Origin of the sequence: Arthrobacter sp. YAF17 (genome assembly GCF_052113365.1) — a bacterium.
In the GTDB taxonomy this organism is placed as follows: Bacteria; Actinomycetota; Actinomycetes; order Actinomycetales; family Micrococcaceae; genus Arthrobacter.
This window is the reverse complement of record NZ_JBFRDB010000017.1, coordinates 53,573-75,468: the sequence shown is the minus strand read 5'-3', so window position 1 is coordinate 75,468 and position 21,896 is coordinate 53,573. Positions and strand designations below refer to the sequence as shown.

The 21,896-nt window shown below is 59.7% G+C and carries 14 protein-coding genes; 11 read left to right on the top strand and 3 right to left on the bottom strand.

What is annotated here, in order from left to right:
• Positions 1–26: 26 nt before the first annotated feature.
• The 5 genes from leuD to AB4Y67_RS14815 all read left to right on the top strand — a co-directional run bounded on the left by leuD (position 27) and on the right by AB4Y67_RS14815 (position 5,196).
• Positions 27–629: a 3-isopropylmalate dehydratase small subunit gene (gene leuD, locus AB4Y67_RS14835; RefSeq protein ID WP_441406534.1), complete on the top strand. Its 603-nt coding sequence runs from the start codon at positions 27–29 to the stop codon at positions 627–629.
• Between the two features lie 218 nt (positions 630–847).
• Positions 848–2,173: a UDP-N-acetylglucosamine 1-carboxyvinyltransferase gene (murA, locus tag AB4Y67_RS14830; protein ID WP_441406533.1), complete on the top strand. Its 1,326-nt coding sequence runs from the start codon at positions 848–850 to the stop codon at positions 2,171–2,173.
• 10 nt (positions 2,174–2,183) lie between these two features.
• Positions 2,184–3,005 (top strand): lysophospholipid acyltransferase family protein, encoded by an 822-nt coding sequence (locus tag AB4Y67_RS14825; protein WP_441406532.1) that lies wholly within the window; start codon positions 2,184–2,186, stop codon positions 3,003–3,005.
• Positions 3,002–4,054, top strand: a complete 1,053-nt coding sequence (locus AB4Y67_RS14820; RefSeq protein WP_441406531.1) for an NAD(P)H-dependent glycerol-3-phosphate dehydrogenase — start codon at positions 3,002–3,004, stop codon at positions 4,052–4,054. The genes AB4Y67_RS14825 and AB4Y67_RS14820 overlap by 4 nt, the downstream gene beginning before the upstream one ends.
• Before the next feature lie 2 nt (positions 4,055–4,056).
• A complete protein-coding gene (locus AB4Y67_RS14815) occupies positions 4,057–5,196 on the top strand; it encodes a D-alanine--D-alanine ligase family protein (protein ID WP_441406530.1) in 1,140 nt (379 codons plus the stop codon).
• A 4-nt stretch (positions 5,197–5,200) separates the two neighbouring features.
• Here the strand turns inward: AB4Y67_RS14815 and AB4Y67_RS14810 are convergent, their stop codons facing one another.
• A complete protein-coding gene (locus AB4Y67_RS14810; protein ID WP_441406529.1) occupies positions 5,201–5,704 on the bottom strand; it encodes a DUF3515 family protein in 504 nt (167 codons plus the stop codon).
• A gap of 952 nt (positions 5,705–6,656) precedes the next feature.
• Here AB4Y67_RS14810 and AB4Y67_RS14805 point away from each other — a divergent pair.
• The 6 genes from AB4Y67_RS14805 to AB4Y67_RS14780 all read left to right on the top strand — a co-directional run bounded on the left by AB4Y67_RS14805 (position 6,657) and on the right by AB4Y67_RS14780 (position 15,431).
• A complete protein-coding gene (locus AB4Y67_RS14805; RefSeq protein ID WP_441406528.1) occupies positions 6,657–8,411 on the top strand; it encodes a glycosyltransferase family 4 protein in 1,755 nt (584 codons plus the stop codon).
• Complete coding sequence (locus AB4Y67_RS14800; protein ID WP_441406527.1) at positions 8,411–9,298, top strand: ABC transporter permease; 888 nt, start codon at positions 8,411–8,413, stop codon at positions 9,296–9,298. Before AB4Y67_RS14805 ends, AB4Y67_RS14800 begins: the two co-directional genes overlap by 1 nt.
• Positions 9,285–10,181: an ABC transporter ATP-binding protein gene (locus tag AB4Y67_RS14795; RefSeq protein ID WP_441406526.1), complete on the top strand. Its 897-nt coding sequence runs from the start codon at positions 9,285–9,287 to the stop codon at positions 10,179–10,181. The genes AB4Y67_RS14800 and AB4Y67_RS14795 overlap by 14 nt, the downstream gene beginning before the upstream one ends.
• Positions 10,178–12,085, top strand: coding sequence for a glycosyltransferase family protein (locus tag AB4Y67_RS14790; RefSeq protein ID WP_441406525.1), 1,908 nt, complete (start codon positions 10,178–10,180; stop codon positions 12,083–12,085). The genes AB4Y67_RS14795 and AB4Y67_RS14790 overlap by 4 nt, the downstream gene beginning before the upstream one ends.
• A 9-nt stretch (positions 12,086–12,094) precedes the next feature.
• Positions 12,095–13,348 (top strand): UDP-N-acetyl-D-mannosamine dehydrogenase, encoded by a 1,254-nt coding sequence (gene wecC, locus AB4Y67_RS14785; protein ID WP_441406524.1) that lies wholly within the window; start codon positions 12,095–12,097, stop codon positions 13,346–13,348.
• 79 nt (positions 13,349–13,427) lie between these two features.
• Positions 13,428–15,431: a DUF6270 domain-containing protein gene (locus tag AB4Y67_RS14780; RefSeq protein ID WP_441406523.1), complete on the top strand. Its 2,004-nt coding sequence runs from the start codon at positions 13,428–13,430 to the stop codon at positions 15,429–15,431.
• A gap of 1,566 nt (positions 15,432–16,997) precedes the next feature.
• Here the strand turns inward: AB4Y67_RS14780 and AB4Y67_RS14775 are convergent.
• Both AB4Y67_RS14775 and AB4Y67_RS14770 read right to left on the bottom strand, forming a co-directional pair.
• Positions 16,998–19,007 (bottom strand): glycosyltransferase, encoded by a 2,010-nt coding sequence (locus tag AB4Y67_RS14775; RefSeq protein WP_441406522.1) that lies wholly within the window; start codon positions 19,005–19,007, stop codon positions 16,998–17,000.
• Positions 19,000–21,882: a CgeB family protein gene (locus AB4Y67_RS14770; RefSeq protein WP_441406521.1), complete on the bottom strand. Its 2,883-nt coding sequence runs from the start codon at positions 21,880–21,882 to the stop codon at positions 19,000–19,002. The genes AB4Y67_RS14775 and AB4Y67_RS14770 overlap by 8 nt, the downstream gene beginning before the upstream one ends.
• Between the last annotated feature and the right edge of the window lie 14 nt (positions 21,883–21,896).

The window sequence follows — 21,896 nt, the reverse complement described above, 5'->3', positions numbered from 1 at the left end:
ATCCATACAGTCCAGAAGGATCCGCCATGGAAAAGTTCACCACCCACACCGGCATCGGCGTCCCGCTGCGCCAGAGCAACGTCGACACGGACCAGATCATCCCGGCCGTCTACCTCAAGCGCATCACCCGCACCGGTTTCGAGGACGCCCTGTTCGCGGCCTGGCGGAAGGACCCGGCGTTCATCCTGAACCAGGAACCCTTCAACGCCGGCTCCGTGCTGGTTGCCGGGCCCGACTTCGGCACCGGCTCCTCCCGGGAGCACGCCGTCTGGGCGCTCAAGGATTACGGCTTCAAGACCGTGCTGTCCTCACGCTTCGCTGACATCTTCCGCGGCAACTCCGGCAAGCAGGGCCTGCTCGCCGCTGAACTGGCACAGGACGACATCGAGCTCATCTGGAAGGAGCTGGAGAACGCCCCGGGCACCGCGGTCACCGTGGACCTCGTCTCCAAGACCGTTCAGTGCGGCAACATCGTGGCGCCCTTCGAAATCGACGACTACACCCGCTGGCGCCTCCTCGAAGGCCTGGATGACATCGGCCTGACACTCCAGCATGAGGAAGACATCACCGCGTTCGAGGCCACCCGGCCCAGCTTCAAGCCGAAGACGCTTCCAGCCAAGCTGTCCTGAAAGCCGTCTCCCGTAGCCACGCGGGGTCGCTGATCGCCCATCCCGGGCCCTGGGATAGGCCGGAAGTGACCCTGCGTTGTTTTGCTTTCGACGGCGGGAACCGCGGCGAAATCGACGGCCCGGACCGTGCCGTATTTCAGATCGGTAACGCTAGCTCCTATGCTTAGCAGGTGCCTTTGTAAGGATTTGGGGGCGAGTAGTCGTGAGGAAACCGGTATATGAGTAGTGTTTTGACAATCCGCGGAGGCGTCCCGCTGACAGGCCGCGTCACCGTGCGCGGGGCCAAGAATCTGGTCCCCAAGGCCATGGTGGCTGCCCTGCTGGGCAACGAGCCGTCCGTGCTGCGCAACGTCCCTGAAATCAAGGACGTCGAGGTTGTCACCAGCCTGCTCCAGCTCCACGGTGTCACCGTCGAGAAGGACCCCGTCACGGGGGACCTGACCCTCGATCCGACCAACGCGAAGACGGCGTCCCACACGGCCATCGACGCGCACGCCGGCGATTCCCGCATCCCGATCCTGCTGTGCGGACCCTTGATCCACGCGATCGGCGAGGCCTTCATCCCCGACCTGGGCGGCTGCAAGATCGGCGACCGTCCCATCGACTACCACCTGAACGTGCTGCGGCAGTTCGGCGCTGTCGTCGAGAAGCGCCCCGGAGGCATCCACATCTCCGCGCCCGGCGGCCTCAAGGGCGCCAAGATCTCCCTGCCGTACCCCTCTGTCGGCGCCACCGAGCAGGTCCTGCTCAGCGCCACGCGGGCCGAGGGCATCACCGAGCTCTCCGGCGCGGCCACCGAGCCGGAAATCGTCGACCTCATCGCGGTGCTGCAGAAGATGGGCGCGATCATCAGCGTCCAGACGGACCGCACCATTCGGATCGAGGGCGTCCCAGACCTCGGCGGCTACAACCACCGCGCCCTCTCGGACCGCAACGAGTCCGCTTCCTGGGCCTCCGCAGCACTGGTCACGCGCGGCGACATCTTCGTCGAGGGCGCCACGCAGCGCGACATGATGACCTTCCTCAACACCTACCGGAAAGTCGGCGGCGGGATGGACATCGGCGACGACGGCATCCGCTTCTATCACAAGGGCGGCAAGCTCAACCCTCTGGTCCTCGAGACGGACGTGCACCCCGGCTTCATGACCGACTGGCAGCAGCCCCTCATCGTTGCGCTGACGCAGGCTGAGGGTGTGTCGATCGTCCACGAAACCGTGTACGAGAACCGCTTCGGCTTCACCGACGCCCTCATCCGGATGGGCGCCAACATCCAGGTCCACCGCGAATGCCTGGGCAGCGTGCCGTGCCGTTTCGGCCAGCGCAACTTCCTGCATTCAGCCGTGATTTCCGGTCCCGCCCAGCTGACCGGCACGGATATTGACGTACCGGACCTGCGCGGCGGGTTCAGCCACCTGATCGCCGCGCTGGCCGCCAACGGCACCTCGAGGGTCACCGGAATCGACATCATCAACCGCGGCTACGAGCGCTTCACCGAGAAGCTCGCGGGCCTGGGCGCCGATTTCGACATCACCGCAGCCGAGTAGCGGGGACCACGTGAAGGAAACGGCCAAGAGCCACATCACTTTTGTCGTTGTTGCCGGGATTGTCCGGCCGGTCATGAACCTCCTGATGCGGAAGAAATGGCTCGGCCTGGAGAAGCTTCCCGCCGGTGGCTTCATCGCAGCACCCAACCACTGCACCGAAATCGACCCCCTGGTGGTGGGGCACATGCTCTACAACCAGAAGCGGATGCCGCATTTCCTGGCGAAGGCCGGGCTGTTCAAGGTGCCCGTGCTGGGGTTCGTGCTGCGCGCCACCAAACAGATCCCCGTGGAACGCTCGACGTCGGGCGCCAACCGCTCGCTGCAGATCGCCAAGGAAGTGGTGGACGAAGGCGGAGCCATCATCATCTACCCCGAGGGCACGCTGACGCGGGACCCCGAGCTGTGGCCGATGAAGGGCCACACCGGTGCCGCGCGGATGGCGCTTGAGAGCGGAATCCCCGTGGTGCCGATTGCCCACTGGGGTGCCCACGAAGTGCTGCCCCGCTATGCCAAACGGATGTACGTCTTTCCCCGGAAGACCTCGCGCCTGGTGGTGGGCGATCCAGTGGACCTCAGCGCGTTCGCCGGACGTCCACTGGACAAGGCCACTCTCACCGAGGCCACCAACGTGATTATGGAGGCCATCACCGAGCTCCTGGCCACCCTCCGCGGCGGTCAGCCTCCGCTGGTCCGCTGGGACCCCTCGGCCCACAACCAGTCCGTGCACGGCCGCTTCATTAGCCAGGACGGCAAGGCCGGGGGTTCAACCGGCGGCCGCGTGGGGAACACTCCCGACGCCGGCACAGCCACCGGCACGGACGGCGCCCAATGACGGCGGACTTCGGCGGGACGGGCTCCGCCACCACGGTTGCCGTCCTCGGGGCGGGATCGTGGGGGACCACGTTCGCGAAGATCCTCGCTGACGCGGCCACGGCCTTCGGCGTCGAGCGCGATATCCGGCTCTGGGGCCGGCGGGGCGAAGTGGTCGACCAGATCAACCTGAAGCACCGGAACGAGCAGTACCTCAAGGACATTGCCCTTCCGCCCAGCATCACCGCGTCCACCGACGTCGCCGAAGTCCTCGCGGGCGCCCACCTGGTGGTCCTGGCCGTTCCGGCCCAGACCCTGAGGCCTCAGCTGCGCGAATGGAAGCACCTCGTGGAGCCCGGGTCCCTGGTGGTTTCCCTGATGAAGGGGCTCGAGCTGCACTCCGATGCCCGGATGAGCGAGGTCATCTCCGAGGAGCTCGGTATTCCCGCCAGCCGGATCGCTGTGGTCTCCGGACCCAACCTGGCCATGGAAATCGCCCGCGAGGAGCCCACCGCGTCCGTCGTGGCCTGCTCCGACCCGGCCGCGGCCGGCTGGATCGCGCGCAGCTGCACGGCCCCGTACTTCCGCCCGTACACAACGGGCGACGTCGTCGGCGTCGAGATCGGCGGGATCGTCAAGAACATCATCGCGCTGGCCGTAGGCATCTGCGAGGGCAAGCGGATGGGCGACAACACCAAGGCCTCAGTCATCACGCGGGGCCTCGCCGAGACCTCGCGGCTCTCGCTCGCCCTGGGCGGCGAAGTGCAGACGATGGCCGGGCTGGCCGGCCTTGGCGACCTCGTGGCGACCTGTTCCTCGCCGCTGTCCCGGAACCACACCGCCGGACGGCTGCTCGGCAAGGGGCTGACCCTGGACGAAGTCACGGCGGAAATGACGCAGACGGCCGAGGGGATCAAGTCCGCCCAGGCGGTCCATGAGCTGGCCGGCAAGCTTGGCGTCGAAATGCCCATCACCGCGGCCGTGGTTGCCGTGCTGGCCGGAAAGCTGTCCGTCGACGAACTGGGGCCGCTGCTGCTGTCCCGGGACCTGAAACCTGAAGGCGATTACTGAGCGTGTCTGAAGAAAACGTGAACACTGAAGGCCAAACCGCCCGGCCCCGCGTGGCGGTGCTGTTTGGCGGCCGTTCCAGCGAACACGCCGTCAGCTGCGTGACGGCGGCCGGGGTCCTCAGCGCCATCGACCAGACGAAGTATGAGGTCATCCCGATCGGGATCGCCAAGACCGGCCAGTGGGTGCTGGCGTCCGGCGACACCCGCGACTGGTCGCTCTCGGCGTCGTCCCTGCCCGAGGTAGTGTCCTCGGCACGGACCGTGGCGCTGACCGAAATCGGCGGCGAACACCAGCTGATCGTGGCCTCCCCGAACGAGGTCCCGCAGGAACTCGGCGCCGTCGACGTCGTGTTTCCGCTGCTGCACGGCCCGTTCGGCGAGGACGGGACTATCCAGGGCTTCCTGGAACTGTCCGACACCCGCTACGTGGGCGCCGGTGTGCTGGCGTCCGCCGTCGGCATGGACAAGCACTTCATGAAAGTGGTGTTTGAATCCGCCGGGCTCCGGGTTGGCCCGTACATCGCCGTCACGGACCGGCAGTGGCGCAATGACCCTGAGAGTGTCCGCAAGCGCGTGGACCAGCTCGGCTTCCCGGTCTTCGTGAAGCCCGCACGGGCAGGCTCCTCCATGGGCATCTCCAAGGTGGACTCCCTCGAGGGCTTGGACGCCGCGATCGAGGCCGCCCGCGAGCATGATCCGAAGCTTGTCATCGAGGCGGGCATCGTGGGCCGCGAAATTGAGTGCGCCGTGCTGGAAGGCCGGGGGACCGACGCTCCCCGGACGTCCATGCCGGGCGAGATTTCCGTCGCCGGCGGCGGGCACGAGTTCTACGACTTCAACGCCAAATACGTGGACGACGCCGCGGACCTCAGCTGCCCGGCCGATCTCCCGGACGAGGCCACCGCCCGGGTCCGCGAGCTGGCCGCCGTGGCGTTCGACGCCGTCGGGGCCGAGGGACTGAGCCGGGTGGACTTCTTCTACACGCCTGAGGGCGAACTCATCATCAACGAGATCAACACCATGCCCGGGTTTACGCCGAAAAGCATGTACCCGCAGATGTGGAAGGCCTCCGGCCTGGGCTACGCCGAGCTGATCGACGAACTGATCCACCTGGCGCTGCACCGCAAGACCGGCCTGCGGTAGGGCGCTACCGGCTCGTCGGCAGGTTCTGCAGGTCCGCCTGGCCCACGCAGTTGCGTGAAGCCGGGACCTTCGCGGCGGCGGCGGCCAGGTCTGCCGTCACGGTGGCGGCACTGATCTTGTCCGGATCCAGCAGGATCTCGGTGGCCGGTTCGCGTCCGAAGGTGGTCAGCGTCCACACCGGGTCGCCTTCCTTGATGACCCAGTCGACGCCGTTCACGCTCATGCAACGGTCCGTGGTCGGGCCCGGAACATTCACGCCGCAGCGCAGTACCACGAGGGACGGATCACCCCAGGCAGCGGTGGCCTGGCTGTTCGTCTTGCGCAGCTTGGCCTCGCCGATCGCATCCGGGAGCGCCACCATCATCGGGGCACAGGCCGCGTTCGCAGCGTCCTTTGCCGGCGCGACGTCGACAACCGGAGCGCAGGCGCTCAGCACGATCCCGGCAGCTGCCGCCGTGGCCAGAATACGGAACGGACGTGCGGAAGCTTGGAAGCGGAAGGGCAGCATTGTTCAAGCCTATCGCTGCCGGACAGCCGCTGCCGCCACGGACGCCACCCCGGCAGATGCTGATGTGGCCACCCCGCGATGTACCGTCGAGTAGACTGGGTCGGTCCGTGCACTCTGGGGCGCTGCCGACAATGACGTTAGTTATGGCCAGAACCGCGCACATTTTTTATTCAATCTCGCACGTGGGGGAGGGCCTGTCGATGAAGTCGCGCAGCCAGAAAACAAGAACGGCGCGCGTTGGCTTGGGGGCACTTCTGCTGGCCCTCAGCCTGGGTGCAGCTGCGCCCACGGCTTACGCTGACGACGCTGTTCTTCCGGACCCCTTGACGGTTGTTATTACTCCCACGCCTCCGGCTCCGAGTTCTTCGGCAAGTCCCGCTCCTAGTGACAGCATTGATCCCGGGGTGGGCACTGATCCTGGGGCGGCCACTGATCCCGCGACTGATCCTGGCGTGGGCACTGATCCTGGAATTGCTCCCGGGGCCGGCACTGGGAACGACCCGGGGGCCGTCCCGGCGCCCGCGCCCACTCCGGCCGAGGCACCCGCCTTGGTTGTACCGCCAGCCAAGATTGCTCCCGTGTTCGTTCCACCGGCAGTGGTGCCCTCCCAAGAGGCTAGTGCCACAGCCGAGGCGTCACCATCCCCGACGCCGGAAACCACCGCTACCACGGCACCTGCCGCCGTGGCCGCCCCGGCCGGGCCTCCTACGATCGTCACGGCTGAAATCCAGGCGGCAGTGGCTACCGCGACCGGAAGTCCGCTGTCGATTCAGATCGTCACAGTACTCATCTTGCTGGGACTTGGCCTTGCGTACTTCCGGTTTCTTGGCGGAAGAAGCCACGGCGTGGCCGCCAAGGCGGGGAAGTAACTGATCGCGGTGCATGGAGTATCCAGATGCGCGGCACGGGCCAGCCGGTTGGGTCCTGACCGTCTGAGTTCTGGAGCCACTCGATGATGCAGTTCATGTCGAACGTGCGGCTCGCCGCCCACACCGCATTGCAGCACCTCACAGACGATCCGATGTTGCTGTTCCTTCAGGTGACCCGGCGTCTTCCCGTGTCAGTCGTCCACCCGGTGGCAAGCCTCGTGTGCGCAATCGCACCGAAGGACTCGCTAGCCGTTCCCGTGGTACTCGCATCGCTTACACGGGGCGACGACGCCGACGTCAGCCGCCGTCTCCAGCAGGCCGCAGACCGGCGCGTTTCGGGGGAACACGCCAGGAAGCTCGCTGACATCGCGACCGCCGCCAACCTGCCGGAGGTGTCGGACGTTCTCCTGGCCGGTGCGCGGAATTCCCGGGGGCTCAAGTCTGCACAAGCGCGCAGCCTCTGGCATGCCGGGGCCGTGAGCGATGCCGTGTCTGTCCTCGAGGGTTCCGGTGCCTCCGGACGGCGCCAGCAGGCACGCCTGGCAGGTGAACTGGGTGTACTCCAGGGGGCGGCGCCAGCGCTGGTCCGACGCGAATACATCCCGGTTCCCGGCAGGGTCCTCCATCTGCTGACAAATTCCCTGCCTCACACGGCCAGTGGCTACGCCCAGCGGTCCCACTCCATCATGCTCGCCCAGCAGCAGGAGGGCTGGGACGTCCTCGCAGTGACACGGCTTGGCTATCCCGTGCAAGTAGGAAAACTGAGCGCACACTCCAGCGACGTTGTTGACGGGATCCGCTACCGGCGGCTCCTCCCCGCTCGGCTGGAGGCGACCCAAGATGCGCGTCTTCAGCAGCAGGCCGAGGAATTGCTGCGCGTAGCTCTGGAGTTCAGGCCAAGTGTGCTCCATACCACCACACACTTCGTGAACGGCATGGTGGTCCGGGCGGTGGCGGAGGCACTGGACATCCCTTGGGTCTACGAGGTCCGGGGCCAACTGGCCGATACCTGGGCGTCCACCCGAGGACCGGTAGCCCGTAGCAGCGAAAAGTATCAGCTGTTCCAGCAGCGCGAGGCGGAGATCATGGCAGCGGCGGACCTGGTGGTGACGCTGGGGCAGGCCATGAAGGCCACCATAGTTGCCGCCGGAATCCCTGCCGAGAAGATTCTGATTGCGCCAAACGCCGTCGGTGGGCCTTTCTTGCTAGAGCCGTTAGAACCTTCCATGGCCCGCCGTGAGCTTGGTCTCGACGAGGACGGGCAATACATCGGAACCGTCAGTAGCTTGGTAGCCTATGAGGGCATTGATGACCTCATAGCCGCATTCGCGCAGTTGGCCGGTCTCCACCCGGACCTGCGGTTGCTGATCGTGGGCGACGGCGTCTCCCTCCCGGCGTTGAGGGAGCAGGCCAAGCAGTGCGGTTGTGGGGACCGCGTCATATTCACAGGGCGCGTGTCGAGGAACGAAGCAGTCCGCTACCATCAGGCGCTGGACATCTTTGTTGTTCCGCGCAAGGACTTTGAGGTCACACGTTCGGTGACGCCGCTTAAACCGGTGGAGGCGTTGGCGTGCGCCCGGCCTGTAATCTCCAGCGATTTGCCGGCGCTCCGGGAGATCGTCCTCGACGGCGTCAACGGGCTGGTTGTCCCCGCAGGATCGCCCGCTGAACTGGCCAAGGGAATCTCTGCGCTGCTTTCCGATGCGAGCGGCCGGGCCGAAATGGGCCGGGCAGGCCGCGCCGCGGTTCTGGCCAGCAGAACGTGGGCGGCGAACGCACAGGCCCTCGCGGCTAGCTACGCTTTACTGCGCCACGAGACAAGAAGGAGAACTAAGTAGTGTCTGCAGAAACGGCATCGATGCCCGCTCCCGCGGCGGTGAAGCCACTGTCAGTTGACCTGCGAAGGTTGACCCGAGTGGGGTCAAGGCCAACCTTCCTCGACTACTTGGTGCAGCTCTGGAGTTTTCGGCAATTCATCTTTTATGATGCACGAGCCAGGGTACGCAGTGGCACCCGGCGGGATCGGTTGGGAAGCGCTTGGCTGCTGCTCAATCCCGTATTCAACGGACTGACCTACTACTTCATTTTTGGAATCCTACTGCAGACCAGTGGTGGCATTGACAACTACATTGGCTACCTTGTCACGGGAATTTTTGTTTTTCAGTTCTCCGCTGGCGCAATAACATCAGTCGCTCGATCCATCCGAAGCAACAAAACAGTGATCCAGGCGTTTAATTTTCCACGCGCCGCTCTTCCGATCGGAGCGAATCTCCGAGAAGAACTGTCTGGGGTGCCGCTCATTCTGGCCATGCTTCTCATCGTCGTGGTATTGCCCCCCGTGGAGCTTATTGGTCCCCTGTGGTTACTAATCATTCCTGCGCTAATTCTGACTTCGATCTTCAACCTTGGAATTGGACTAATTCTTGCACGAGTCATTTCTCGAGTGCACGATGTGTCGCATCTCTTGCCGTTCGCTATTCGTCTTTGGATGTATGGGTCAGCAATCTTCTACTCTTACGACCGTTTCATCAAGGATCCGGTATTGGTCGAACTCGTAAAACTGAACCCGCTCTACAATGTTATCAATATCGTCAGGGACTGCGTTTTGTACAACAGGCTTCCTGAGTGGCAGTCCTGGGCAAGCCTTGCTGTCTTTGCCTTGGGTTCGCTAATGGTCGGACTAGTATTCTTCTGGAAGGGGGAAGAAAACTATGGCCGCGACTGAGGACACAGTTTTTGTCGAAGGGAACCCTTGCGTGGTCCTCGACTCCGTTCGGATGACTTATACGGTTCCCTCGTCTGCAGCCGGGATGTCAGTTGACGTACCGCTGCGACGGAGGATTCTTAACACGATTGTGTCTCGCCAGAGCAACGTGCGCGTCGATGCTCTCAATGAAATATCCCTCGTCGTCGAGCGAGGAGAATCTGTTGGCATTATTGGCCGAAATGGTTCCGGCAAGAGCACGATGATGAGATTGATTAGCGGCCAAGAACGGGCAACCGCCGGGTCGGTTTATGCATCGAGTACGCCGATAATGCTGGGCGTTAATGCTGCCCTGGTGCCTGATTTGTCTGGGGATCAGAATGTAATTCTTGGATGTTTGGCTATGGGAATGGAACGATCCGTTATTGATGAGAAGTTTGACAGTATTGTCGAACTTTCGGGATTGGAGAAATCCATACATTTGCCCATGAAATCGTACTCCTCCGGCATGGGCTCCCGACTCAGATTCGCGATCGCGGCCGCCGTTGATCCCGAGGTATTGCTCGTGGATGAGGCTCTGAATACCGGGGACGCGCAGTTCGTGGACAGGAGTCGAAAACGAATGGACGAGCTTCGACGAAACGCCGGTTGCGTATTTCTGGTGAGCCACAGCCTTTCCACCATTGACGACATGTGCACTAGGGTCCTTTGGCTTGATCAGGGCGATCTGATCATGGACGGGAAGCCAAAGGAAACGACCGGGGCATACAAAGACTTCACGGATCACCTGGCGAAGGGCAACAACACATCGGCTGCAAAAATCAAGGATGAGGCGCGCTCAAATCTCACGATCACTGAAATTCGCCCTCGAGTGCAAGGCCGGCGAGTAGGGACGGCTTCGTGATTTCGCTGAGCCAGGCCAGATCAGCCTTGTGGCACTTTCGCCAGGGTGGCCTCAGGCAGTTGCACCAGTGGTATCTCCGGCACTTGGCCGAGGCAGGTCATCATATTCCAGCAAATATCAAGGGTGCTGAGGGCGGATGGAGAGGTCGGGGCAACCGGCGGCGGCTCAGCTTCGTTCCCTTCGAGTCGCCTACCACGATCCCCCGCCGTGAGGACTTACGAGTCGGCGTCATATTGGACGATTTTTCCCGGGCCGCGTTTGGCTTCGAATGGAACACGGTGCCGTTGCTAAGGGCCGGGTGGAGGGAACAACTCGCGTCGTCACCAGTCGACTTCGTTTTCATCGAGTCTGCCTGGAACGGCAACGGAGGCGAATGGCAGCATCAGTTGACCGGGACGTCTGGCCCCAAGTCCGACTTTCTCGCGCTGATGGAATGGTGCAGGGAGAACGACATTCCGACAGTCTTCTGGAACAAGGAAGATCCGCCCCATTACGACGATTTCTTGCCGGCCGCCCGGATGTTCGACGCAGTCTTTACGAGTGACGCGAATAGGATTCCTGATTACCTGGCAGAGTTGGGCCATGACCGAGTTGCTGTCTTGCCTTTCGCCGCGCAGCCCGCACTGCACAACCCGATTCGATTCGGACATGGCGTCCACTCCCGCGGCGTAGCCTTCGCGGGCATGTACTTTTCCCACAAGTATCCGGAGCGTAGGGAACAGTTGGAAATGCTCCTCAACGGCGCCGCCGATGCTGCTGACAAAGAAGGATTCGAACTTGAGATCTTTTCGAGGCAGTTGGGCGGCGACCTCAACTACCAGTTCCCGGAGCCCTTCAGCAAAAGTGTCGTCGGGAGCTTGAGCTACCCACAGATGCTTACCGCATACCGTGCATACAAGGTTTTTCTCAACGTCAATTCGGTTGTCGATTCACCCAGCATGTGCGCACGAAGGATTTTTGAAATTACCGCGAGCGGCACCCCTGTTGTGAGCTCGGCGTCCGACGCCATTGCGAGTTTTTTCCCGCCGACTGAAGTTCTTGTTGCGACGTCACGAGTTGAATCAGCTGCCCAAATTCGAGCCTTGGTAGCAAACCCTGACTACAGGGAAAGGGTCGTGCACCTGGCCCAGCGCAGAATTTGGGCTGAGCACATGTATGCCCACAGAGCCGAAGAAGTTGTTGGGTCAGTCCTTCCGGGCCGAGTGAATCGGCCCTCCATTCCCACAGTCAGCGCGCTAGTCAGCACCTTTAGACCACAACAGTTGGGGCATGTCTTTGAGACGGCTGGTTCCCAACGAGGGGTGGACCTTGAACTGGTCTTGCTGACGCACGGATTCGTCGTCGATGAGGACGAGCTAACTGAACTCGCCCTGCGCTACGGCGTGGAAAAGTACAGATACCTCTCGGCCACACGGGATGTGACGCTTGGCGAGTGCCTCAACCTCTGCGTGGCAGCATCAACAGGGGCGATATTGTCGAAGGTCGACGACGACGACTTCTACGGTCCGGATTACATGGTCGATATGCTCAACGCGCTTGGTTATTCGAAGGCTGCAGTGGTTGGCAAGCAGGCTCATTACATGCATTTTCAAGCTAATGAGGCAACAATCCTACGCTCCGCGCACAAGGAACATCGCCACAGTCGCCTGGTTGCCGGTCCCACCATTACGGCAGCGCGTTCTGTGTTCGAGGCTCATCCATTTGAGGCAAGGAACCGAGGAGAAGATACTCGGTTTTTGGAATCTGTAGCCCAAAGTGGAGGCGCGATCTATTCGACAGATCGTTTCAATTACTGCCAGATGCGACGGGGCGCGGGTCATACCTGGGACGTAGCCGACGAAGAACTTCTTGCATCCGGACCAATTAAGTTTTTTGGCAATCCAACTGAAAACATCATCGTCTAGGGGACTTTAGTGAATAACATCAAGACTGTGGCCGTAGTGGGTTTGGGCTATATTGGCCTACCCACAGCAGCAATCCTGGCCACAAACGGCCTGCAAGTTATCGGAGTGGACGTCAACCAACAGACTGTCGACTCTGTTAATCGCGGTGAAGTTCCATTTGTAGAGCCGGATCTCGGCATCCACGTGGCCGGTGCAGTCAGCCAAGGCAAGTTGCGCGCCACCATCACGACGCCCAAGGCTGATGCCTTCATTGTGGCAGTACCGACCCCCTTCAAGCAGGATCGATCGGCCGATCTGAGCTACATCGAAGCAGCTGCGCGGGGTATAGCACCCCAACTCGAAGGTGGGGAGCTAATCATTCTTGAGTCGACGTCTCCGCCCCGAGCGACACGGCACCTCGGCGAATATATCCTTGGTCTCCGTCCGGACCTCTCACTCGATGGCGCGGATGGGAAGCCAAGTATTCTGCTAGCACACTGCCCCGAGCGTGTCTTACCGGGGCGAGTAATGATCGAGCTGGTCACCAACGACAGAATTGTTGGCGGCGTAACACCTGAGGCGGCGGAGCTTGCAAAGGGCCTCTACGCGACCTTTTGCCAAGGTAACATCCACCTGACCGACGACGTAACGGCCGAGATGGCGAAGCTTGTTGAGAACTCGTACCGCGACGTGAATATCGCCTTTGCCAATGAGCTCTCTGTCATCAGTGATGGTCTGGGCATCGACGTTTGGGAACTGATTAGTCTGGCCAACCACCACCCTCGCGTCAACATCCTTCAGCCTGGTCCTGGAGTCGGCGGGCATTGCATCGCGGTCGATCCATGGTTCATCGTTGCCGAAGCGCCCGAGGATGCCAAGCTGATCAGGACAGCCCGCATGGTGAACGACGCAAAGCCCTTGTGGGTCGTCGACAAGGTGTTGGACGCACTGAAGGCGGCACCGGCCGACACCGAGGTGGCTGTATTAGGCCTTGCCTTCAAAGCGAACATCGATGATCTGCGGGAGTCGCCCGCGATCGAAATCACGAGATTGATTTCTTCGGCCGCGGCCGGGACTAGACTGAACGTCGTTGAACCTCATGTTCGAGAGCTTCCACAGCAACTCCAGTTCGTGGAGAACGTAAGACTGATGGGTCTTTCTGAGGCGGTGAGAACTTCGGGAATAGTTCTGGTTCTGGTGGATCATGATGACTTCAAAACGATCGACATGGCCGAATTATACGGCAAACAAGTCATTGATACGCGTGGAATTATCTCTGTCTGATCAGCGCCGAGGCACTCCGCCGAGGCAACTACACCACTTGCCTGCTCCGTGGTGACGAAAACTCTTAGGGACTTTTAGCATGGGATTTATTGGACACACACGGTTCAGCCTCTTGAATCCGGACTCACCCGCCTGGCTGGCCTCGAACGGCAGCAGATTTAAGACGGCGGAAGACTACCGCGAGCATCTCTATTCATCAGAAAGATTAGATGTCCGGTGCCAGATCTTTCTCGAGGCTTCTTTACCGCAATTGAAGCAGGCGTCGGAGGGGTATGACTATAAGCACGTCGTGTCATACTCTGCGGATTTACCGCTGGCATATCAAAGTAAGCTGGAGCAGGCAGCCAGGGACTACGAATTTCTGATTCTCGATTGTCACTCTTCGAAGGGTGGAAGTCGCCCGCTATTCCATGTTGCCAATGAAATGTTCGGGCCGGGTGGTCATCCGGATCTCGCGGCAAAGCCGTTCGGCTGGTTTCGATTGGATGACGACGATTTGTTGTCTGTCGACTTTTTTCGACAGATGGATGGTTACATCTCTGACGCGAACGTCGGGATGCAGGTTAGTTTTGGGACTGGGGTGACAGCCCTCTTTGAAGACGGTGACATATACAACCCGCGGTCAGCTCACCACCCTCTCTTGGCTATTGGACTCTTGAATATCTGCCGGTATGACGGAAACGGGGCACTGCAGCGTCCGGTGGAAGCCTCCCACAACCGTTCTGACCGTTTCAATCCCGTGATATTGGACTCGCGTCGTATTAGCTACCTATGGCTGCGGCATGTGGGCCAAGATACGACCCTTGCAGGTGAAGAATCAGATCGTGATGCCGTTGTAGCCCGTACTTTGCAGGACATGGCACGATTCCCGCGTGTGGATTCCTTGGAGGCCGTGGAGACGGCCTTTCCCGTCCTTGCTGGGAAGTTCAATGTCTCTCCCAGCCCAGGCATGTGCCTCCTTGGAAGCGCACCATCGAAAACCGCGCTGGACGAGAAGGGTTTCAGAGTAGCCACTGGTTCTGTGGCCGGACTCCTCCAGGTTGAACTGGCGCTCGACAGCGCTGTGGGCACTGTCCCTGGCAACGCACTTCTAGGGCTTGAACTAGTGGACCTCGCGGGTACACCGATTACAGGCGACACCATGGCGCAGGAACTAAGGGCGCAAGGACTGACATTTTCAAGCGTTCCAGGAATAGGTCATTTTCGATACTTGAACACCCGCGCGGGAACCCTGGATTACTCCGTGTCCATCAACCTACCCCCCGGCGTACGTTGTGTTTCTATTCTACTGAGACGTTGGAACAATCCTGCGCTGAGCATTGATAGCCTACGTTTGGACGTGTTCGGCGCCTCCGGAACGAGCTCAAAGTCAGCCACGGGAGCGCGGGTGTTCGTGTATGGAAGCTGCATCTCGCGAGACCCGTTCGAACTGGAAACGGAGATGCAACTCGTTGACTACAGATCGCGGTCATCGTTGGGAAGCGCGTTCGCGGCCCGCCCCGCGGACTGGGAGGCCCAGATCAACATCGCCTCAGTCACGAGTCCTTTTCAGCGAAGGATGGTCGCTGCGGATGTCGCGAAAACCCTGGCGGAGGACCTCCGGGAAGCAGACTTCGACGCGCTTGTTCTGGATTTCATTGACGAGCGGATGAGTACGGTTGAAGTTGGCGGCTCTGTGGTGACCGACTCGCCGGAATTGGAGGCCACGGGATTCGTAGCTGATCCTGATCGGAAGCGTGAACCGTGGACAGATGACGGCTGGCGTTTGCGTAAGGCCGGTATTGCTGCACTCCTAGAGGTTGTCGCCCCTTCACGCATTATTGTGAACCGGGCATACTGGGCGACAAAGGATAATGCGGGGCTGGAATTTGCCCAGGCTGCGTGGATTGCAAAGAACAATGCCTTCCTTCGCGAGCTTTATGCCGTTTTCGAAGCGGTGCCAGGAGTTCGCTTCATCGATTATCCGGAGCGATTGCTCCTAGCCGATCCAGAACATCGTTGGGGACGGCAGCCGTACCACTATGTGCCAGCTTTTAATGCTCATTTCCTTCGAGAACTGAAACTGACTCTCGAGAGGAACTAAAATCCGCACACATTTACGAGAGAATCTTTGCCCGGCGATGGCAGAGCGGCTTTTAGAGGCGTGAGGCGGCCCCTACTGAGCTGACCAATGTTGACGAGCTACAAGTTGTTGCTCCACGAAAAAGGTCCGGGGCACCCTTGAGTATTTATCAGAGGACCCGGTATACCAGCTGGTCCATCAACCAGGCCAGGCGCGGCAGGGCGATTTGTGGTTCCCGCATGAGACGCTGCCGCCGGCGCATAGGAAGGCGAGCAAGTCTTCGATGATGGATTGACTTATACCAGAAGGCAGCCGACACGCAAGACCTTTGATCCTTCAGTCGGGATGTGGTCGCTGCTCGACGAGCCGGGACTGCCCCGGTTTTGCTTGACTCCTGAGTTGTGAGGATTCGTTCTTTGCAGCAAGGCATATTCATATGCCGAAGCCCCTCCCCGCTGAGTTCCGCCGTGACGTGGTCGCTTTGGCACGCAACACGAAGCGACGATTTCACGGATCGCCATGGACTTCGGGATAACCCCGGAGCTACCGTGCATATCTGGCCGCGCCAGTTATGGAGCGTGACCGGTCCGAAGCTCAGCCGACAACGCGGTCGTGGAGTCCATCGAGACGACCCGGCGTTTGGGTTGGTTCATCACGAACGAGCCTGCAGACCAAGGGTTTCAGCGCCAAGGAACCTCGTGGCGCGGCTGTGCAGCACCCAGCGGGTCTGGTCGGATTTCGCCAAGAGGCGGGGTCCGACGCTCAAGGCCGGCTCGCCGGAACACGTTGACCATGACAGGAGGGACTTCACCGCGACGGCACTGGACTGACGACGAGGGCAACCTCTACCTGTGCGCCATCAAAGTCGTCTACTCCAACCGGATCGAGGGCCACCCCAGCCATTCCCGGACATCGGGGCCCTTGGCCGTCTCGACCCTCCATGACGCGATATGGCTTCGCAGTCTGGAAGGAACGGTGGTGCACAGTGACCTCGGTTCCCAGTTCCGTTCGGAATGCCTTAGTGGGGGCCTTGAAAGGCAACGGGCTCGCGGGATCGATGAGCCGGGGCGGCGCATGTGTCGACAATGCCGCCATGGAACCGTTCTTCTCGCTCCTGTAGTACAACGTGGCCAGATGGTCCGCCAGGGCGGAACTGCGCGTGGCCATTGTGACGTGGACCGAGAAAACATAGCATCGGAACTCCGTCAGCGGCTCGTCGGACGGCTAGGGCCGGTCGAGTTTGAGAAGATCTATAGCGGCCTCAAAGCCGGTTAGCGACGCTAAACCCCGAGAATGAACGAAATTCGGGGTAGTTCCGTCCGTCAAGTTGCCGGAGGAGTTCGCCTTCGACCACCGGCGCCGCGGAACGGGGTCACGGCGCGCATCGGGGCACCGAGACCGTCCTGGAGGAGGCAAGGGGGTGGAGAACTTCCAAGAACTACCTTTCTGCTAGGGCAGGTAGTTGCTCCTGTCGGACACTTCTTCGCCAAAGACGACACGGTCGTTGCAATTCCCAGATCTCTTACTTTTTTTCAACGATCGCCCGAACCCAGGCACCCGCTGCTCAGGTCCGCTTCTTCGGATTCCCTAGATCGAACCGATCAGATCGGTCATATTTTTCGTGAATGCACCCAAGGAATAGTTCCGTCGAACGTATTCCTGGCCGTGAGCGCCGCTGGCGCTGAATGCGATTTCGTCGCGATTAGCCAGAATGTAATCTCTCATGCTGTAGATATCAGAGTGGATGTATTTCTGAGGATAGAGGAACTCAACACCGCGCCAGGGCAGGAACAGTGCTTGATTCCCAGCCGCAAAGGCTTCGGCTGGAGCCACGTGGAAACTCTCAAAATCGCTCATTGAAAGAACAAAACCGAGGTTCGCTAGTTCGACGGTGGTGTCAACCCACCCGGCGTAGGAGACAGCATCGGCCAAATGGTTGTCGACGATGAACCTGTCGCACTCTTCGTAGTAGCGTCGCTCGTCATCGTCCTTGATTACCCAGGGCAGCTCCTCCGGACGCTTACCGTAGATTGTGAGCGAGTACCGGAGGTCCTGAAGACGTAGGCTATGGAGCAATTGGAGTGACTTCAGTAATCCCTTGCGCTTGGGAACTGGGCCCACTAGACCCAGTCGAAAGAGTCGTTCTTCACCGGCACCGGCAGCATAGTTTTCTTCTACTATGAAATTGGGGATGACGCGTACCTTGGTGCGGTCCACATCGAAAGTTCGAATCATGTCCTCAGCGGTGTGCGCACTTACCGAAAAGAAGCAATCAACAGCAGACTGATTGATCCTGAGACCAAAATCGCGGGTCAACTCAAAGAGGTGCAACCGCACAATGAGCTTCTGGTGTGGTTTCTTATGCGCGGCATACCAGACGGCGTTGCCAAGAAGCCATTCGCACAGGATGACATCGGCCCATCCTAGGAGGTCTTTGCTCTTGGCCTCGTCGTGGTGGTCATGACCGGGCCACTCATCGATGCGGATCTCGAAGAATTGTTCAAGCGCGGGGATGGCAGCGCTAATGAATTTCAGGTCGTTGCCGGCAATGAGCAATCGGAGTCGCAGATTTTCGCGAATTTTGTCGAGGTCTCCCTGTTCGAGAGCCTCAAGTGTCTCGCGGGCTCGTGGACGAACTTTGAGGCTTCGGACAGCGGTAGCATGCCGCCGTACGAAGGCTGAGAAATCGAGGAGAATGGAGTCAGGCAGTTCTTGGACATTGAACCTGTATAGCTGGTCTATTGCGTGGCGAATGGCCACGGCGCCGCGCAATTTTAAGTAGCTCAGCCCGACAGAGTCTAGAATTTGCTCGGAGCGTTCCCAAACGTCCAGATGCGAGGCCAGATCGCGTGAAGTGTATTGTTGCGTGGCCGACCTGACCACGCCAACTGTCTTGTGATAGACAATGCCAGGCTCATCGAGGTAAGCCACTTTCCGGGCATGAGTAAGAACAGTCAGTAAGAAGACCGTATCTTCGCCCATATGAAGGTCTTCGGGCCACTGGATTGAGTGTTCGGTCAGGAGTGATCTTCGTACCAGCGAAGAGTTGGTGGTGCTCTGGCTCCTCACGATCTGGGAGATCTGGGCCACTTGCGATCCATTGACCTCGTAGTCGGCGATTCGGTCCACGACAATGTTCTGCTTACCGAGTTCTGCCAGCTCCAGAGACGTTCGCACGACGTCGGCCGATTCATTCGTAGCAAGGGTGTACTGCGCAAACAGTGCAGCAGCCTGTACTTCATCGTCCGGGTCCAGAAAGAAGACGAATTCGCCGCCGGCAGCGGCCACGCCTATGTTTCTCGGCCGTGATGGGGATCCGCTGTTGGCTTCCAACTCAAGGAGGCTCCAATTCGGATTCTGCCCTAGTTCTTCGCGGATCCTGCCAGTAGTACCATCCATCGAGCAATCGTCGACAAAGATTACCTCGTAGTCAGACAGGTCAAATACCTGTCCGAGTTTCTCGAGAGAAGAAAAACATCTGCCGATCTTTGTTTCGACGTTATAGCAAGGAACTATAATGCTGACTTTCACTATATCGACCTCATTGTTTGAAATTCCAGCTGTCAAGACGAGATTTCCTGAATCCAAATCAGACATGATAGAAATCGCCGCTTATTGACGCTCCGTGGTGCTCCAAGACCGTCTCCATGTAGTTCCGCGGCGCGATCAAGTCAGAGATAGTGAGGACGGACGAGAACTCATACTTCAGGTCGGAACCTAGCGCGATTGGTGTCTCCACGTATCCGACGTGAAGTTTGGCACGTCTGATCTGCTCGGGTGTGATTTCCGAGTAGGGAGAAAGAAGCGCGAAGTGCGCCGTCGGCACCAGCGACTCGGGACAAACTTTCTGCGTCCGGGCCAGGGCAACTGAGGTGACCGTCGCACCGTACTTGTTGAACTGGGAGTAAAGTTGTCTTACTTCTTCGTTGGGGACCTCGGCAGAAATAAGCAAAAGAACTCCTTGGGCCACCGAGGTGAATCTGCTAAATGACGAAAGGGCAGCAAGGGCGTCGTCGGAATTAGAGATCGGGTAAACAATCGTTAGACGGTCGTCCGGGCGGCGATACTCCAATCCTATGACATCCAGGATTTGCAAGAAGCGTGCACCATATGTGTGATGCTCCAGCACATTGTGAAGCGCGCTGTCGCGTTTCTCATTAATTTCTACACGGGTCAGTCCTTGCAAGCCGCCGAAGTTTTGTCCGACCTTTACTAGAGTATCCCCGAAAAATTCGTCCGCTGCCGCAAAATCATTGCTGAGAACCAACGTATTGCTCGACATAAGTTCGAATGCCCGCCGAGCAAACATGGTGGGAGAGCCGGTGACCGTGTTGATGTTAAGGCCCAGGAGGCTGGATTTGTATACCGCGGCCAGCTCGGCATGCGAAACTGCCGGGAGTGTGTGGGAACGCAGTTCTGGGGGGAAGGAATGTAGTTCATCGGCGGAGCCGTAGAAGCGATCATAGATTTTAAAGCCCATCCCCGCGTCCTGGATCTGGCGGAATATCGTCAGCATTTCCGTCGAGCGATCCTCGTGATTTGCGTACCAACTCCCGGCGAAGATCACCTCTGCAGTTCGTGATGATCCTCCAATGGGGTTGAACAGCTTCGGCTGGGTCGCGAAGGGAAGGCAGTGGACGCTGGGATGCCCGTAGTCTCTCCGGTATTTCTCTATGCAGTCTCTGTCGGTGGTGAAAACGTGATCGAATTTTAGCGCTGTGTCTACAAAGTCATGCACCCTGTCGGGGTAATGTGTCGGATCCTCTTTATTCCAGAAGGCCGTCGGGATGTTTTCAGTCCGGCACCACTGCAATATGGCGAGGAGTTCGCGACGATTTTCTGATTCAAAGTTGCTGCTCGCATAAATTTTTCCCTTCCACGGACGTGTCTGGGAATCCACTCCGGACCACGCTGACTCGCACAGAAAGAAATCAGGGCGGTCTCCTTCTAGTTGTTCACGCCAAGTGGCTGGGTCAAGAACTATAGGAGTGAACTCATACTTAAAGCTATTGAAAGTGAACTCGTCGCAGATTACAGCAACTTTAATTTCCCTGGGAGACCTTGGTGTGCTTCTGACAGAGTGAGCTTTCGCCGGGACATTGGGCTTTTTGCCATTCTCGACTACGGCAGCGTCGAGACGTAGCTCGTTTGTGACGCGTAGTTGACCCAATGGGTCCTCCCACGACTGGACCGCCACCCGGAGTTCTACTGCAGACGGCGGTACTGCGACCTTGAACGTCTGAGCACCTACCGACCGCGCATCCAGGTACGCGTAGGCCCCGTACTCCTTCGAGAGCTTGAGACCTGCCACAGGTTTGGTCTTGCCATTCGCTGTGACATATTCGACTCTCAGAAGGCCGCTTTTGGCCGTGTCCATTGAGGTAGCCCTGGGAACCTCCAACGTTAGCTGGAAGCTCTGCTGGCCCTTGGTCGCTACGCGGATCCAGGCAGGTTTCTTGGTAGGGGTGAATAGCGATGCTCGGGCCGATTGTGGGTCGAAGAGCAGGCCCTCTTGTTCGGATTGAATAGGTCCGAGCGCGGGCGGGAGCCCGTCGGCCGCCGATGCGGGAAGCTCGACAAAGGATAATCCGTTCCGGATTCGCAGTCGTTGTGCGCTGGCATTCCAGGCTGCGACGCCCAACTGCACGGTGACACAACTTTCAGGAGCGTGGAGTCGGAATCTGAACTGGCCGTCGCTGCCCGGGTTGATATAGAAATAGTCGCCGTGCGGACCGGTCGGGATTTCTACCCTGGACGATACGTCCGTTCCGGACTTGTCCAGAAACTTCACCATGACAATGCCGGCCTTGCTGGAGCCAAAGGCCGAAGAATCCAGTACCTGGAGTGCCGCTTCCAAGTCCTTCGAGTCCTGCACTGAGAACGCGCACCACACAGGTGACTTCTCAAGAAGCAGTGACCAGTCCCAATCCTCTTCGGGCGAAATGACCACCTGGCCCGTAAGCGGCTGCGCTAGGCCGTCGGATTTGCGAGGCAAAGGTCTACAGACCGTCTGCTCAATCGTGATGCTATTTCGAATGCTGATAGTGCCCGGCGCTGCCTTCCACGCTGCAAATCCGAGAGCCACTGACGCGCACCCCGTCGGCGTTCGGAGGACAAAAGCGGGGACTCCCTCCGGGCCCGGAACGAGGTAAATGTAATGCCCGTTCTTGCCGGAGGCGAGCTTCGCTTCGCTAGTGAGTTCCCTGCCATTTCGATCGAGAAACTTGACCCATACGACGCCTGCCTTAGCTGAAACGTGCTCAAGTTCGTAGCCGACGTCAACCCTAATGGTCAGGTCGGAGTTGCCAACGACCTCAGCGATCAGCCACCGAGAACGTTTGAGTAGTCCCAGAGTTGAAGTGGACGGCAGCCTCGGATCAAGTCGAAAATCGGTCGTGGGCATCCCTGCCGGGGAATTGTGCCACGTGCGTTGAAGTTCGGTGCGGGGCTTATCGAGGATGGTCCGAAGCATGCGGTTCTCTCCAA

Coding starts and splice junctions, on each gene's coding strand:
- murA (WP_441406533.1), top strand. CDS start 848: ATGAGTAGTGTTTTGACAATCCGCGGAGGCGTCCCGCTGACAGGCCGC.
- AB4Y67_RS14810 (WP_441406529.1), bottom strand. CDS start 5,704: ATGCTGCCCTTCCGCTTCCAAGCTTCCGCACGTCCGTTCCGTATTCTG.
- AB4Y67_RS14780 (WP_441406523.1), top strand. CDS start 13,428: ATGGGATTTATTGGACACACACGGTTCAGCCTCTTGAATCCGGACTCA.
- AB4Y67_RS14795 (WP_441406526.1), top strand. CDS start 9,285: ATGGCCGCGACTGAGGACACAGTTTTTGTCGAAGGGAACCCTTGCGTG.
- AB4Y67_RS14805 (WP_441406528.1), top strand. CDS start 6,657: ATGATGCAGTTCATGTCGAACGTGCGGCTCGCCGCCCACACCGCATTG.
- AB4Y67_RS14775 (WP_441406522.1), bottom strand. CDS start 19,007: ATGTCTGATTTGGATTCAGGAAATCTCGTCTTGACAGCTGGAATTTCA.
- leuD (WP_441406534.1), top strand. CDS start 27: ATGGAAAAGTTCACCACCCACACCGGCATCGGCGTCCCGCTGCGCCAG.
- AB4Y67_RS14770 (WP_441406521.1), bottom strand. CDS start 21,882: ATGCTTCGGACCATCCTCGATAAGCCCCGCACCGAACTTCAACGCACG.
- AB4Y67_RS14820 (WP_441406531.1), top strand. CDS start 3,002: ATGACGGCGGACTTCGGCGGGACGGGCTCCGCCACCACGGTTGCCGTC.